The following is a 15235-nucleotide window of genomic DNA, read 5'->3' on the forward strand; positions in this document are numbered from 1 at the left end:
GAAGTATTCCGTAGAGTAAATATATAAAGGGAAGGTTATAAAAATATGGTTTAGGTTAATGAGTAGAGTCTATCATGATTTTCAAGATAAAAAAAGAATTTTATTTCCCCTTATCGTTGGCATGGATATTGCATATATAAAAAGGTGAGTAAATAAAGGTAATTGAAACGGAAAGGGGAAGCTGGATGATTAAAAAAATAGCCATTATCGGTTCAGGTGTAATGGGTAGTGGGATTGCTCAGTCTTTTGCAGTTAGCGGGTATTTCGTCACCATTAACGATATAAAGGAAGAGCTGTTAAACCTTGCCCAAAATCGAATTTCTGAGAATCTATCACTGCTCATGGAAGAAGGGGCATTGACTGATCGGGAAAAGCAAGGTGCTTTAGCGAATATTACATACAGCGTGGACTTGGAAGGGGCAGTAAGGGATGCTGATTTTATCATTGAGGCAATTCCGGAAGTCATCGAGCTGAAATTAAATCTATATCAGCAATTGGAGGAAATAATCAAACCGGATGCAATTGTTGCTTCAAATACATCCACCTTTCCGATTTCCCAATTGATGGAGAAGGCCTCGTTTGCGGAGCGAATGGTCATCACACATTTCTTTAATCCTGGCCATTTGGTTCCATTGGTTGAAATTGTTCAGCATGACGAAACGAAGCCGGAAATCGTCAAGACAACCATGGATTTAATGCGTAAAATCGGCAAGTCTCCGATTCTCTTGAAAAAAGAAATAGCAGGGTTCATTGCCAATCGTCTCCAGACTGCCTTGATGCGTGAAGCCTTTTATCTATTAAAAGAGGGCATTGCCGATGCCGGGGATATCGATACGGCGATAACGGCTGGACCAGGTTTTCGCTGGGCATTTACCGGGCCGATTGAGATTGCCGATTTTGGCGGACTTGATACATGGCAGCGTGTTTTCGATAATGTTTCACCGGTATTGGACCAGAGTAAGGAAGCGCCTGATTTGATTCGTGATTTGGTGGCTGAGGGAAAGCTTGGGACGAAGTCGGGAGAAGGCATTTTTACGTATGAAGAATGTACCGTTTCTCAAAAAATCAATGAGAGGGACCGTAATTTTATTAAACTGGGAAAATTGAAAATGGAGAAGGAGGAAGTATTATGAGAGAAGTGGTGATTGTAGGGGCAGCAAGAACACCGGTTGGTGCGTTTGGAGGCAGTCTTGCCAATGTTTCGGCGGTTGACTTGGGAGTTGTGGCAGCTAAGGAAGCGATTAAGCGGGCAAATATTTCGGCTGACATGATCGATGAGGTATTGGTTGGGAATATTCTATCTGCTGGATTAGGGCAAAATGTGGCACGTCAGGTTGCGATTCATGCAGGGATTCCGGAAACAACGCCGGCCATGGCCATTAATAAACTTTGCGGATCTGGCCTCCGTACGGTCATAATGGGAGCGCAATTCATTTCCCTTGGTGATGCGGATGTGATTCTTGCCGGGGGGATTGAAAGCATGAGCAATGCTCCGTATTTACTTCCAAATTATCGTTTTGGACAGAAAATGGGCAATGCCGAAGCGGTCGATTCAATGACTTATGACGCCTTAACGGATGTTTTTAATCAATATCATATGGGCGTGACTGCGGAGAATATCGCCGAGCAGTGGGGGATCAGCCGTGAAAAGCAGGATGAATTTGCATTAGAAAGCCAAATGAAGGCTGAAAAGGCGCAGCTTGAAGGACGATTTGCAGAGGAAATCGCACCTGTTGAATATAAACGCAGAGGAAAGATGATCTTGGTGGAACAAGATGAACATCCGCGTCATGGGCTGACGATAGACCAGCTAACGAAGCTGCGTCCTGCATTTAAGGAAAATGGAACGGTTACGGCAGGTAATGCCTCCGGAATCAATGATGGGGGTGCGATGTTAATCCTGATGTCTAAAGAAAAAGCGGACGAGCTGGGACTGGAAGCATTAGCGACAATCAAATCATATGCAAACGCCGCGCTTGATCCGAAAATCATGGGATATGGTCCAGTTCCTGCGACAAGGAAAGCTTTGGCAAAAGCGGGATTGACAATAGATGATATTGAATTGATGGAAGTGAATGAAGCCTTTGCGGCACAGTCACTCGCCGTGCTTAAGGACCTTGAGCTGAAGCCGGAGAAAGTGAATGTGAATGGCGGGGCGATTGCCCTGGGTCATCCGGTAGGCGCTTCCGGTGCCCGCATCTTAGTGACTTTATTGTATGAAATGAAGCGCCGGGATGCAAAAACCGGCCTTACCACCTTATGTATCGGCGGCGGACAGGGAACTGCGCTGATTGTGGAACGGTAATGACTTGGCCTCATTTTCCTATGATATAATGGAGGAAACTTCAGACGGGTTAAGGAGAAGAGGAATGGCCAGCGATAATGAAACTATTCAATTGGAATTAGTGAAAGCGATATTGGAAGAATTGCCTTTTGGTGTTTTGGTAACGAAAAACGAAAAAGAAATCGTTCTATGCAATCGCGTATTATCCGAGGCTTTTGCCGAGAATCAATTTGATCGGCAAATACATTTGATTTTAGAAAAAAACCTTGTACCAGCTGTAAATACTCCGATCCGTTTGAATGAGAATAATGGGATTGTCAGAAAAGCCATCATTCAAATGGGGGATGAGGAGTATCAGAATTACCTCCTGTTATTTACAAATAATAAAAGCGATTTTCTTAATATCGATAATCATGAAGAAATTCTGTTTAAGGATATTATCGAGTTTGCCTATGACGGCTTGGTGATGGTCGATACGGAAGGGTATGTCCAAATGCTGAGCCATGCTTATGCGGATTTTCTTGGGGTCGATCAGGAAAGCTCCATAGGGAAACATGTAACGGAGGTCATTGAAAACACCCGTATGCATGTGGTCGCCAAAACTGGCAAGCAAGAGGTCGCTGAATTACAAAAAATTAAGGATAATTATATAATTGCGACCCGTTCCCCGATAAGGAAACAAGGCAAGTTAATAGGGGCGGTCGGGAAGATTCTTTTTAAGAATGTCGGGCAATTCACCGCTCTTTCCAAGCGGATAAATTCACTTGAAGTAGAGCTGAAAAAGTACAAAGGCGATTTTCGCGAGAGAAATAAGGCCTCATATACGTTTGATCATTTGATGGGAAGAAGCCCCGCTTTCATGGAAGTGAAAGGTCAGGCCGAAATTGCCGCTAAAAGCGACTCTAATGTATTGATTTTGGGTGAAAGCGGAACAGGTAAGGAGCTGTTTGCCCATTCCATTCATAATGACAGCAGACGGGCCATGGGTGTGTTTGTCAAAGTGAACTGTGCCGCCATCCCGGCGGAACTGCTGGAGTCAGAGCTATTTGGCTATGAAGAGGGATCCTTCACTGGTGCAAAAAAAGGCGGAAAAGCGGGTAAGTTCGAAGCAGCTGAAGGCGGTACGATTTTTCTGGATGAAATCGGTGAGCTGCCACTGCATATGCAGGTGAAGCTGCTCCGTGTTTTACAAGAGAAAGAGATTGAGAGGGTCGGTTCGACGGGAAGTATTCCGATTGATGTACGGGTAATCGCTGCAACGAACCGTAATCTGGAGGAAATGGTCTTGAAAGGGGAGTTCCGGCTTGATATGTATTACCGATTGAAGGTCCTGCAAATCCATGTCCCTTCCTTAAGGGAGCGACCGGAGGACATTGAAATACTGGTAAATCATCTTGTTGAAAAGTACCAGAATCTCATGAAGAAACGCGTAAAAGGGATGAGCGATCAAGCATTGCGCCTGCTTCGTCTTTATAAATGGCCGGGGAATATTCGTGAGTTGGAGAATATCATTGAACGCGCAATGAATATAGTTGAAGAAGGGGAAATGATATGTTCCAAGCATCTCCCTAAAGAAATAACGGGTCATAAAGAAGCCGTCTCGATCCGCACCTTGGCTGAAGTAATGGATGAAACCGAACGGGCGGCGATCGTTTCCTGTTTGGAAATGACTTCAGGCAATAAATCAGAAACGGCAAAGAGACTCGGAGTGAGCCGAACAACACTGTATGAAAAAATGAATAAATATGGTTTATGATTGAAGAAAGGCCCCTTTTGCCAAAGGGTTCAGACTGCAGGCAAATTCGAAATAAATCGAGTTTGCCTGCAGTTTTTTTATTTTTAAAACGTGCAAGATGCTTTCAGAAGTCCGCTCCCTTTCCGCCGAATGTAAGCGTATGCCTGAAGTCCCCTCCCCAAGCTTTTACTAGCAAATATTTGCGTGTGTTAGGAAATCCGTACATAAAACGAAAGGGAATTTAAAAGTTGTAAGAAAAGTCTTACACTTTTTTGGAGTTTATCTTTGTGTGTACTGAAACCTTTACAGTTTTAAGTGATTTTAGGGAAGGAATTGTTTGAAAAAGCTTTAAAAGATGAGATTTTTCCTTGTGTTTAAGTTGGCACAATAATTGCATAATTACTTTAGTGAATGGCCCATCTGTCATTTTATATTGTGTTTCCACGTAAAATGAAAAGGGATTATTGAAAGCGTTCTCAATATTTAGGGGAATCATTCAGCTTGACTTGGGGAAGGCAGGCTTGAATGGTAAAAGCGGAAAAATTAAAAATATGGAATTTAGGAGATTACTAGTTCTATTTAACGGCTTCCGAATTATTTGGGGCAAGGGAGAAAAGGGGGAATTGAATTGGTGATTCAAATTTTAGCCATTGTGGTGGCGCTGGGACTTTTAATCTTTTTAGCCTACCGGGGCTATCCGGTCATTATCATAGCGCCGATTGTTACTTTATTGGCGGTCATTTTATCCGGCGGACATTTGCTGCCAAGTTATACAGAGACATATATGACGTTTGCGGCTAACTATATAAAAGCGTTTTTCCCGATATTTTTATTAGGGGCCGTATTTGGAAAGGTCATGGAGATGAGCGGTGCAGCTGCATCCATTGCCAAGACCATCGTAAAATCACTAGGCTCGAAGCAGGCTATTCTTGCTGTAGTGCTGGCGTGCTCGGCGCTGACATACGGCGGGGTTTCATTGTTTGTAGTGGCATTCGCCGTTTATCCATTTGCAGCGGCAATTTTTAAAGAAGCAGACATTCCAAAAAGACTATTGCCGGGAACGATAGCATTGGGCGCCTTCACATATACGATGGATGCCCTTCCTGGAACACCTCAGATTCAAAATATCATTCCAACGAATTATTTCGGAACAGATGCGTATGCAGCTCCAATCATGGGGATTATTGGCGCGATCATGGTATTCACTGGAGGAATGATCTGGTTAGAGCGTCGCCGTAAACAAGCGGTGGCAAATGGTGAAGGCTACGGGGAAGGACATATAAATGAGCCAGAAAGTGCAGAACAGCAAAACCTGCCTAACTTTTGGCTGTCCATCGTACCGCTCATCCTTGTCGTAGCGTTTAATTTTGCTTTCAGCCGCAGTGCCATTTCGGTTAAGCACTGGTATGATGCTTCGATGTTGAAGGAAACTTTCAACATTGCCGATGTAAGCACAGTCACTTCATCCTGGTCTTTGATTGTTGCCTTGGCAATCGGCATCATTGCAGCGATGCTTCTGAATGTTGGACGCATCAAGGTCAAATTGGCTAGTGGATTAACAGCTGCGGCAATGGGATCATTGCTTGCCATATTCAATCCTGCATCTGAAGTTGGTTTTGGGAATGTGGTGAAAACACTTCCTGGATTCTCGGTCATTCAAAACTGGGTGTTCAATGCAAGCGGTAATCCGCTCGTATCCGAAGCTATTGCCGTCAATGTGCTGGCAGGGATTACCGGATCCGCATCAGGTGGACTTTCGATTGCGCTAGAAGTGATGGGAAGTCACTATTTGCAGGTGGCCCAAAGTGTCGGAATCACCCCGGAAATGCTTCATCGAATAGCATCCATGGCATCTGGCGGAATGGATACGCTGCCGCATAATGGTGCCGTCATTACCTTGCTTGCCATTACTGGACTGACACATCGTCAATCTTACAAGGATATTTTTGCGATTACGATTTTGAAAACAGTGACCGTGTTCATCATAGCTTTTGCAACATCACTGTTTATTTAATAGAATAGTATTAAGAATGGAGATGATGGAAAATGAGTAAATTATTAACATCTTTTGATAGCGCTATTCAACAAATCGAGGATGGAGCGACCATTATCGTAGGCGGGTTCGGATTAAGCGGAATACCAGAGAAACTAATCATTGCTTTGCGTAACAAAGGTGTAAAGGATTTGACGATTGTCAGCAACAATTGCGGTGTCGATGACTGGGGTCTGGGTCTATTGCTTGAAAATAAACAAATCAAAAAAATGATCGCTTCTTATGTTGGGGAAAATAAATTATTTGAACAGCAATTTTTAAGTGGCGAGCTGGAGGTCGAACTAGTTCCCCAAGGAACGCTGGCCGAGCGTTTAAGAGCGGGCGGAGCGGGAATTCCTGCCTTTTATACAGCTACAGGAGTAGGGACGGAAGTCGCAAAAGGTAAAGAACATAAAGAGTTTGATGGCCGCACATACATTATGGAAAAAGGAATAGTAGGAGATTTTGCCTTTGTAAAAGCTTGGAAAGCAGATCATTTCGGTAATCTTGTATATCGGAAAACGGCAAGGAATTTTAACCCTGTCGTTGCCACCGCAGGGAAAGTCACGCTTGTCGAAGTGGAGGAGCTTGTGGGCACAGGGGAGCTCGATCCAGATGAAATTCATACTTCAGGGGTTTATGTACAAAAGGTGCTTGTAGGAAATGACTATGAAAAACGAATTGAAAGACTTACAACTGCTAACGCATAAAAAGGAGGAGTATCGAATGACTAGACAACTAATTTTAGAACGGGCCGTTAAAGAAATCAAAGATGGGATGTGTGTGAATTTAGGGATTGGAATGCCGACCTTGATTGCCAACATGATTCCAAATGACTTTAATGTCATGCTTCAATCGGAAAATGGCTTACTCGGAATCGGGCCTTATCCCCAAAAGGATGAAGTTGATCCGGATTTGATCAATGCAGGAAAGGAAACGGTAACGGCAAAAGCGGGAGCATCATTTTTTGATAGCGCTGAATCATTCGCAATGATTCGCGGCGGCCACATCGATCTAGCCATTTTAGGCGGGATGGAAGTTTCCGAGAATGGGGACTTGGCAAACTGGATGATTCCAGGGAAGATGGTAAAAGGGATGGGAGGAGCGATGGACCTCGTCCAAGGCGCAAAACGAATTGTCGTCATCATGGACCATGTGAACAAGCACGGGGAATCCAAAGTGAAAAAAAGCTGTACATTGCCATTGACGGGAGAAAAAGTTGTCCATTGCCTGATTACCGAACTGGCCGTTTTTCAATTTACAGACGCTGGCATGGAATTGATTGAATTGCAAAATGGCGTAACACTTGATGAAGTGAAAAGTAAAACAGAGGCTGACTTTACAATAAGCCCCTCTATTGAAATCAAAGCGTAAGGTTGAGAGATTAATAAAATAATACATGATTAGACGGCTTTCATTCGCAAACGGGCGAACGGAAGCCGTCTAATTTTTTGGGGGAAATTCCATTTCTATTAATGAAGGAACGACAGGCCTTTTCCCCTCAGTTATCAATACTTGGCAGGCAGCCGGCGGAAAGGGAGCGGATTTCTGAAGGAGGGGATGTGTAAGGATTTCCACTCCAGGCACTCGCTTTCCGCGGGCGGTCCGCCCTCGACGCTTCGCGCCTGTGGGGTCTCCCTTGGCCACGCTTTCCCGCAGGAGTCTCGTACCTTCCGTTCCAATCAACTGGACTTCTTTTTTAGGAAATATTGTAGGAAAACTGGCACTTCTCTCCATTCGTCTACAGTCTGGCGGTTCCATCAATTTTTCGGTAAAAGGAGTATCGGATTGCTCACCCCGAACCAAGATTTTAAAAAGTAAACTTGATTTTTTATCTTTCATATTTTTTACTTGTTTATAAACTTATATTTCATTATTAGGTTCATATTTGTTGCTTCCAGGAAGTTTCTTCAACTTATTTCAGGCTTCAATTGCTTCTGCACGGCTTTTACCTTGATTTTTAGGATCAGCAAAGAAGTCACTAGTGAATTGATTGTAGTTAAATTGAGGTGCAATCTTTTTCTTGAATGTGGGGTCTTTTTTCGTTCTTCTTCCTCATACTAAGCATCTACAACATTACGATACGTTTTCCCTGCGTTACTTTTAAAGTAGTTTTGAAGATATGTTAAAAAATGAAATTTAGGGATAGCAGTCTTGAAAAAGGCTCTCACATCTTGACTACAACGATGGTTTGCCCTAATGACTGTATCAAGGCTTAAATGTACTTGAAGTTCAACCGTCCTATTGATTTTTGTTTTTCTAATAGGATTTTTTATCTCTCCTGTCCGAAGAAATGTTTCAATCCTATCGGAAATTTCTATCATTTTTTAACCAGTAGAACTTATCCAGTTTTCCCTGCAAAACGTTTGCAGTTCCTCTTTCAACCAATAGAAATCTTTGAAACTTTCAATGCTAATATCTTTTGATAGATTAGGTCTCAAACAAAACACTTCCTTAAATTCTAATATATACCATTGAGGAACGAATGTTCTTGCTATTCAAAACAACAATTTACGAAAACAGCCTCTAGAAAAAAACAAAGTCGGCTCATCTTGAAACATGTTGAAGACTAGATTATTCTTCATGTTTTTATACTGTAACCCTTAAAGGATGGAAGAAATATGCGACACTCCTGCCGAGTAACTGGCTAGCCGAGACCCCGGAGACGCTTGCGTCGAGGAGGCTTGGCAGACAGTCGGCGGAAAGGGAGCGGATTTCTGAAATCGACTGAAATGAGATTAAAGAAAAACAGTAGGCTGTACACACCTGAACCAAGTTTAAGACGAGGTGATCCTTGAGGTTTTTTACAGTAACCCTTAATGGATGGAAGAAATATGCGACGCTCCTGCCGAGTAACTGCCTAGCAGAGACCCCGGAGACGCTGGCGTCGAGGAGGCTTGTCAGACAGTCGGCGGAAAGGGAGCGGCTTTCTGAAATCGACTGAAATGAGATTAAAGAAAATCAGTAGGCTGTACACACCTGAACCATGTTTAAGACGAGGTGATCCTTGAGGTTTTTTACAGTAACCCTTAATGGCTGGAAGAAATATGCGACGCTCCTGCCGAGTAACTGCCTAGCAGAGACCCCGGAGACGCTGGCGTCGAGGAGGCTTGTCAGACAGTCGGCGGAAAGGGAGCGGATTTCTGAAATCAGCTGTAACGTTTATTAAGAAAAAACTGTAGGCAACTCTGAACTGCCCCGTAAATGTTAGACACCAAACTAACATTTACAGGGTGTTTTTGTTTTTTATGGTTAATTTTTCTGCCGAAAAACTGGTTAGCCGAGGCCCCGCAGCCGTTTACCGTCGAGGAGGCTTGGCAGGCAGTCGGCGGAAAAAGAGCGGATAAATAACATATCACTTCTATTTCCTATTAAATGAGAACAAACTTTACCAACTCTGCTACTTTTCCGTTAAAAAGGCTTATATAAACTTTGATGGGAACTTAAAAGGAGGGATGATAGTGAAAGTAGCATTACGGACATTATTGGAGCGATCAGTGAAAAAGATGGGCAAAGGGATGAATCCTGTTGTGAAGGCATCAGCCTTGGAAATGGTGGAACGTGCTTATAATGAAGGAATCACTGTACAGATAAGTGCAGGTTACCGCTCTTTGGAAGAACAAGCCAACCTTTTTGGTCAAGGACGAGTTTACAGCTACAAAGGAAAAAACTATAGCAATCTAGCTAAACCGATTGTGACGAACGCTAAGCCAGGCCAATCCTATCATAATTATGGACTTGCTATTGATTTCTTCATTGTGAGTGATGATGGCAAGAAAGCGATATGGACAGTGAACTCAAAATGGCAGCGTGTGGCTGCCATAGGTAAAGAATTAGGATTTATCTGGGGAGGGGATTGGACTTCATTCAAGGATTATCCTCATTTGGAGATGACGGGCGGGTTATCTCATACACAGTTACAAGCAGGAAAAAAACCTCATATTACTTCTCCAAAGACCAGCAAAGGAGATGGGCATATAATTTCCATACAAAAAACGATAAATGGCCGATATAAAACGTCTATTGCCGTAGATGGCGTTTATGGTCCCAAAACCCGATCGGCCCTTATAATAGGTTTACAAACGGAATTGAATAAGCAATTCAATAAAAAGCTTGTTGTCGATGGAAAATGGGGGCCGAAAACGAAGAATGCTACCGTCACAATTAAAAAAGGAGCTAGCTGCAATATCACATGGATCCTGCAAGCAGCGTTATATATGGAAGGGTTTAACCCCGGTCCCCTTGATGCAATATTCGGGGAAAATACCGAGGCGGCATTATACAAATACCAGAAAGCAAGCAAGATTTCCGCTGATAAGCTTGCAGGCAAAGTAACATGGAATGAATTGTTTGCTTGATGGAAAATCCATGCCGTTAGCAGAAAGTAAAGCTGTGCAAGAGCGCATCAATCAACTACCTTTTCCTCATTACTTATATTTCCACTTAAATAGTAATGATGGATTGCAAAGTTCTTAATATTCCTTTGGAGTACGTACCTGTCGCTATTTTAGTATGAGCTTCCTTTGCTTCTTGAGTTGCATTCCCAACAAGGTAACCATGTTTAACACTTTTTAACATGAGCAGATCATTGCCGCTATCGCCGAAAGCGAAGGCATGCTCCCGACTCAGCCCGAATTTGTCTAGCATAAAACGGACAATCTCATTTTTTCCAGTGCCTAATGGAATGAAGTCTATATCATAACTATCTTCAGGATCGCCGGCAAGGGGATTGCAACGATTGATATTTACCCCTATCCCATACTCTTTGGCCACCCTCTGGATGGTAGCTAAATTCTTCTTGTCGACGGATTCCTGTTGTATTTGATAATAATAATTTCTTTTATAACGTGAACTTCCCATTTGAGTCTGAGGAATCAATGGTATATTGCCGTTAAGTAGAACATTATAAATTTCATCGACTTTCCCCTTATTAAATTCTTCGATATTAATCTGCGAATGCCAATCTGGATCACTTTCCAAAAAGTTATTCTCCGAGAAATAGGTGATTTCGGTTCCTAAGTCACTGGCAATAAAATGCGGGAAAAACCTGAATCCACCTTGTTCCATTTTATGTAATATTGATTCGATACTACTCCCAGTGACCCAGCCAAAGACAAGTTCTCCATCCATGCTTTTTGCTTCTAAGTAATTTTCAAGTTCATATACATCTTCCTGTCTCTCGTAACTCATGGAATGAGGATAATAGGTCTCATCGAAATCACAGAATACAATGTATTTTGGGTTCTCGACATTTAGCAATAACTGAAAACCGCCCTTTTTATTCAAAAACATAACAATCCCTCCATTCGCTAAAAATATAACTTTTTAAAAATACAACTCAGATAAATTTTGTTAATATATTAGGAACGGTTTAATCATAACTTCTGAAATCGATAACATGTCAACCACATATTGCAAGGATGGGATTAAATGACGAGAATTAGCGAGATAGCCAAGATATGTAATGTCTCTAAAACAACGGTATCCAGAGTCTTAAATAATCATCCATATGTCTCGAAAGAAAAGAGGGAACAAATCTTAAAGGTCATGGAAGAGCTTGATTATGCACCAAGTTCACTAGCCCGGAATTTTAGGACAAATAAAACCCAAACCATTGCAATATCAGTCCCAAGTTTCGATCATCCATTCTTTGCCCAATTGGTTAAAGGAGTATCTCTAGCAGCCTTGGAAAATGATTATAAAGTTCTCATTTTTCAAACCTTTTATGATGCGAAAAATGAATTGGATGTTATGGGGAAATTAAAGAATAGAGAAGTAGATGGGGTTATTTTAGGAGCATTAGAAAATGAATGGAATGCAATCAAGCCTTATTTGAAATACGGCCCGATTTTACTGTGTAATGAATACCATCATTCCGCTTCTATACCGATTATTGGATATGACGAATTCGAAGCGACTTACAAAGCGGTTAATCATTTAATAGAAAAAGGCCATAGGAAAATAGGTTTTTGTTACGATACTTCTTATAGTCAGGCTCAGGGTCAAAGAAAAGAAGGATTTATAAAAGCGTTAGCGGATAATAATTTACTGCATAATGACGATTGGATATTTGGACATGGATTTAGTATTGAAGATGGATTCCGTATTTGTGATGAAATAGTAAAATTAAAAGAAAAACCTACTGCCTTATTTACTGGAAATGACCAGGTAGCAGCAGGAATTATTAAAAAGGCAACTGCGTTGGGCTACAAAATACCGGAATGCCTAGCCATAGTTGGTTATGATAATCAATCTATTTGCCAAGTCACAACCCCCACCATAACCACAATCGATATACCGATTATGGAACTGGGACAACGCACTGTAATAGAATTGATAAAATATTTAAATGAAGATTTGAAATTAAAGCGCGACATTATTAAATTGCCTACGGAACTTAAAATCAGAGAATCAACCTGACCTTCATAAAGATATAAAGGCTTCTTATTCAGTTCATTATCCTTTCAGACAAATACTCAAGAAATTCTAAGGGAGGGAATAATTCGTCCTACCCCGGGAATAATCTGACCAACCCCCAGAATAATTCGACTTTCCCGGGAAATAATTCACCTAAACTCAACATAATTCGACTTACCACGGTATGATCCTTCCTATACACAAATCCGCTATACATTAAAGTATTCATTCAAGTTCCAGACACCAATCATTGCATTTCATAAAGCTCCCTGGCGGGTATTCGAATTCACATTCGGAGATGAGATTGAAGCCGAGCTTGCGGCAAATTGCGTTAGATGCAGGATTAGTGATCGAAGGGAATGCGTGAATGTATTTGTAATTTCGTTCGGCTTTGATTTTCTCCATCAGTGCCTTCACGGCATGAGATGCGATTCCTTTTCCTTGAAAGGGAGGGAGGACGCTCCAACCGATTTCGTACACAAATTCATCGTTCCACACTTTTTGCCAGTAGCCAACGGAACCGGCTGCCTTTGCCTCTGGAAACGGGGTGATGCTAAACATGCATCCCTTATCACCAATCTGTAGATACCGCTGATGACGCTTCAGGATTTGTTCATTACTTTCTGGTCCGCCAAGATGTTCCATCATTTCTGGGGCATTTAGTTGAAATAGTAATTGAAGGTCATTATCTTCCCACGGTTTAATTTCCAATCTAGTTTCCGAAATCCGACTCACCCCTAAATTTTATATTTTCTCTTATAATTTTCTTGGCTTAATGCGAGATTCCTTTATTTGACCTTATTATTCTATTGCCTTTGTGCTGAATTTTGATTTAAATAAGAATAAAGAGATGAATGTTTCCCATTAAATGCTATAATTTACAGGTGATTCTATCAAATGGCAGAGAACGGAGATGAAGAAATGAAATCTTCAGTAAATCAGTTTTCCACTCAATTTGAATGGATATTGAATGTGATCAATGTGGGTGTCCATATTGTGAATAAAGATGGGGATACGGTCTTTTACAATGAAATGATGGCGCATATCGACGGGCTGGATCGGGAGCAGGTGCTGGGGGAGAATATTTTTCAGCTTTATCCTTCATTGACAGATGAATCCAGTACGCTGCATGTGGCCTTGGAAAAAGGCAATGAAACGATTGAGTCCATTCAAACATATGTCAATTTAAAGGAGAAAAAAATAACCTCGATCAATAGTACGTATCCTTTGTATGAGGATGGTGAAATTATTGGGGCAGTGGAAATCGCAAAGGATATTACGAAGGTCATGAATATGTATGACCAAATTGTCGATTTGCGTTCCCAGCTGGCCGAGACGCATAGGAAAAATAAGTTTTCTGAAGGGACGGCGACCTATCATTTTAGTGATTTGATCGGCAATAGTCCTGCTTTTAAGCAAGCGATTTCCTTGGCGAAAAAAGCGGCCCGTACACATTCCCCAGTCATGATTTATGGACCAACAGGGACAGGGAAGGAACTGGTCGCGCAAAGTATACATAATGTAAGTGCTCAGCGAAATCAGCCTTTCATCGCGCAAAACTGTGCGGCCGTTCCAAAGGAATTGATGGAGGGGCTGCTGTTCGGCACGACGAAAGGGGCTTTTACCGGAGCGATGGATCGCATGGGCATTTTTGAGCAGGCAAATGGCGGTACTCTTTTCCTTGATGAGCTGAATAGCCTCGACCTCGGTCTGCAGGCAAAATTGCTGCGGGTGCTTCAGGAAGGTGAAGTGCGCCGTGTTGGAGGTTCGAAAGAGCAAAAGATTAATGTGAAGATCATTGCTGCGATGAACATTTCTCCGGAAGAGGCGTTGGAGCGGGGAATCATTCGTTCGGATTTGTTTTTTCGCCTCAATGTCGTAACGATCCAGATGCCTTCTCTTTCCGAGCGTAAAACGGATATTCCGGAAATCGTCAATCACTTCATTCAAAAATTCAACAAATCATTTTTTACGGAAGTGCGCGGGATCAGTCAAAAGGCGATGCAGCGGCTTCTTCAATATCCATGGCCCGGGAACATTCGTGAATTGGGGCATGCCATCGAGTTAACCTTTAACGTCATGGACGCTGGGGAAGATATGATTGATGAACATCATCTTCCTGCTTATCTTTTCCCGTCAGGAAATTATGCTGCAGCAAATGCGCAGAGCCAGCCTTCCCCATTGAAAAGCAGGATTGATTTACCTGTCGTTCTTGAAGAAATGGAAAGGGAAATGATCATCAATATGTTCGAGAAATATAACGGGAATATCAGCAAAACGGCAGAAGCCCTCAATATTAAAAGGCAGGGACTGCAATATAAGTTAAACAAGTACGGCATTGAAAAAGTGTATACGGCAGGGTCGAAGGAAACCAAGTGAATTCAGTTTTTTGGAAACGCTGTCACTTTCTTGATCATGATGTAATGTAAAGAGACCTTCAGAATGTAGACAAGCTCGATGAAAATCGAATTTGTCTACATTTTTTTGCTTGTACAAATTTGGGCGTTGATTGAAACGTGGGGCACTCGCTTTCCGCGGGCGGTCCGCCCCCGGCTGGGCTCTCCCTTGGACTCGATATTCCCGCAGGATTCCTGTACACCCGCTCCAATCAACTATGTTTAAAAATTTGGATAGAACTCCTTTTGTCTACAAACTGGAGGGCTCTTGTGTAAAGAGAGCCTTCTTTTTTATTGCTTGGCGCAAAGAATCTGGCTGCAAAAAATTATGCATAATGAAAAATATCTTGCGATTTTAAGCTCGTTTTACC

12 protein-coding genes and 1 pseudogene are annotated in these 15235 nt (G+C 42.2%); 9 read left to right on the forward strand and 4 right to left on the reverse strand.

What is annotated here, in order from left to right:
* Nucleotides 1–185 precede the first annotated feature (185 nt).
* The 6 genes from A6755_RS07210 to A6755_RS07235 all read left to right on the forward strand — a co-directional run bounded on the left by A6755_RS07210 (nt 186) and on the right by A6755_RS07235 (nt 7425).
* Nucleotides 186–1133: a 3-hydroxyacyl-CoA dehydrogenase family protein gene (locus tag A6755_RS07210; RefSeq protein WP_063590262.1), complete on the forward strand. Its 948-nt coding sequence runs from the start codon at nt 186–188 to the stop codon at nt 1131–1133.
* A complete protein-coding gene (locus A6755_RS07215) occupies nt 1130–2305 on the forward strand; it encodes an acetyl-CoA C-acetyltransferase (protein WP_063590263.1) in 1176 nt (391 codons plus the stop codon). The genes A6755_RS07210 and A6755_RS07215 overlap by 4 nt, the downstream gene beginning before the upstream one ends.
* 64 nt (nt 2306–2369) lie before the next feature.
* On the forward strand, nt 2370–4040 hold the full coding sequence (locus A6755_RS07220) for a sigma-54 interaction domain-containing protein (RefSeq protein ID WP_063590264.1): 1671 nt from the start codon (nt 2370–2372) through the stop codon (nt 4038–4040).
* Between the two features lie 607 nt (nt 4041–4647).
* On the forward strand, nt 4648–6033 hold the full coding sequence (locus A6755_RS07225; RefSeq protein ID WP_063590265.1) for a GntP family permease: 1386 nt from the start codon (nt 4648–4650) through the stop codon (nt 6031–6033).
* Nucleotides 6034–6065: 32 nt separating this feature from the next.
* Nucleotides 6066–6761: a CoA transferase subunit A gene (locus tag A6755_RS07230; protein ID WP_034309718.1), complete on the forward strand. Its 696-nt coding sequence runs from the start codon at nt 6066–6068 to the stop codon at nt 6759–6761.
* Nucleotides 6762–6777: 16 nt separating this feature from the next.
* Nucleotides 6778–7425 (forward strand): 3-oxoacid CoA-transferase subunit B, encoded by a 648-nt coding sequence (locus A6755_RS07235; protein ID WP_057276918.1) that lies wholly within the window; start codon nt 6778–6780, stop codon nt 7423–7425.
* Nucleotides 7426–7494: 69 nt separating this feature from the next.
* Here the strand turns inward: A6755_RS07235 and A6755_RS07240 are convergent, their stop codons facing one another.
* Together A6755_RS07240 and A6755_RS27535 are read right to left on the reverse strand one after the other, a co-directional pair.
* A complete protein-coding gene (locus A6755_RS07240) occupies nt 7495–7893 on the reverse strand; it encodes a hypothetical protein (protein WP_063590266.1) in 399 nt (132 codons plus the stop codon).
* A 78-nt stretch (nt 7894–7971) separates the two neighbouring features.
* A pseudogene (locus A6755_RS27535) lies at nt 7972–8492 on the reverse strand (DUF6434 domain-containing protein).
* Between the two features lie 1014 nt (nt 8493–9506).
* On the opposite strand from A6755_RS27535, the gene A6755_RS07250 reads away from it, so the two are divergent.
* Nucleotides 9507–10409 (forward strand): M15 family metallopeptidase, encoded by a 903-nt coding sequence (locus tag A6755_RS07250; RefSeq protein ID WP_084737518.1) that lies wholly within the window; start codon nt 9507–9509, stop codon nt 10407–10409.
* A gap of 85 nt (nt 10410–10494) precedes the next feature.
* Here the strand turns inward: A6755_RS07250 and A6755_RS07255 are convergent, their stop codons facing one another.
* Nucleotides 10495–11343, reverse strand: a complete 849-nt coding sequence (locus A6755_RS07255) for an HAD-IIB family hydrolase (protein WP_063590268.1) — start codon at nt 11341–11343, stop codon at nt 10495–10497.
* A gap of 138 nt (nt 11344–11481) precedes the next feature.
* Here A6755_RS07255 and A6755_RS07260 point away from each other — a divergent pair, with 138 nt between their 5' ends.
* Entirely contained in the window at nt 11482–12471 is a 990-nt protein-coding gene (locus A6755_RS07260) for a LacI family DNA-binding transcriptional regulator (RefSeq protein ID WP_063590269.1), read from the forward strand.
* A 222-nt stretch (nt 12472–12693) separates the two neighbouring features.
* On the opposite strand, the gene A6755_RS07265 is transcribed toward A6755_RS07260, so the two are convergent.
* On the reverse strand, nt 12694–13179 hold the full coding sequence (locus A6755_RS07265) for a GNAT family N-acetyltransferase (protein ID WP_237752084.1): 486 nt from the start codon (nt 13177–13179) through the stop codon (nt 12694–12696).
* A 186-nt stretch (nt 13180–13365) separates the two neighbouring features.
* On the opposite strand from A6755_RS07265, the gene A6755_RS07270 reads away from it, so the two are divergent.
* Nucleotides 13366–14847, forward strand: coding sequence for a sigma-54 interaction domain-containing protein (locus tag A6755_RS07270; RefSeq protein WP_244889646.1), 1482 nt, complete (start codon nt 13366–13368; stop codon nt 14845–14847).
* Nucleotides 14848–15235 lie beyond the last annotated feature (388 nt).

The sequence above is a fragment of the Peribacillus frigoritolerans genome, assembly GCF_001636405.1.
GTDB lineage: Bacteria > Bacillota > Bacilli > Bacillales > DSM-1321 > Peribacillus > Peribacillus frigoritolerans.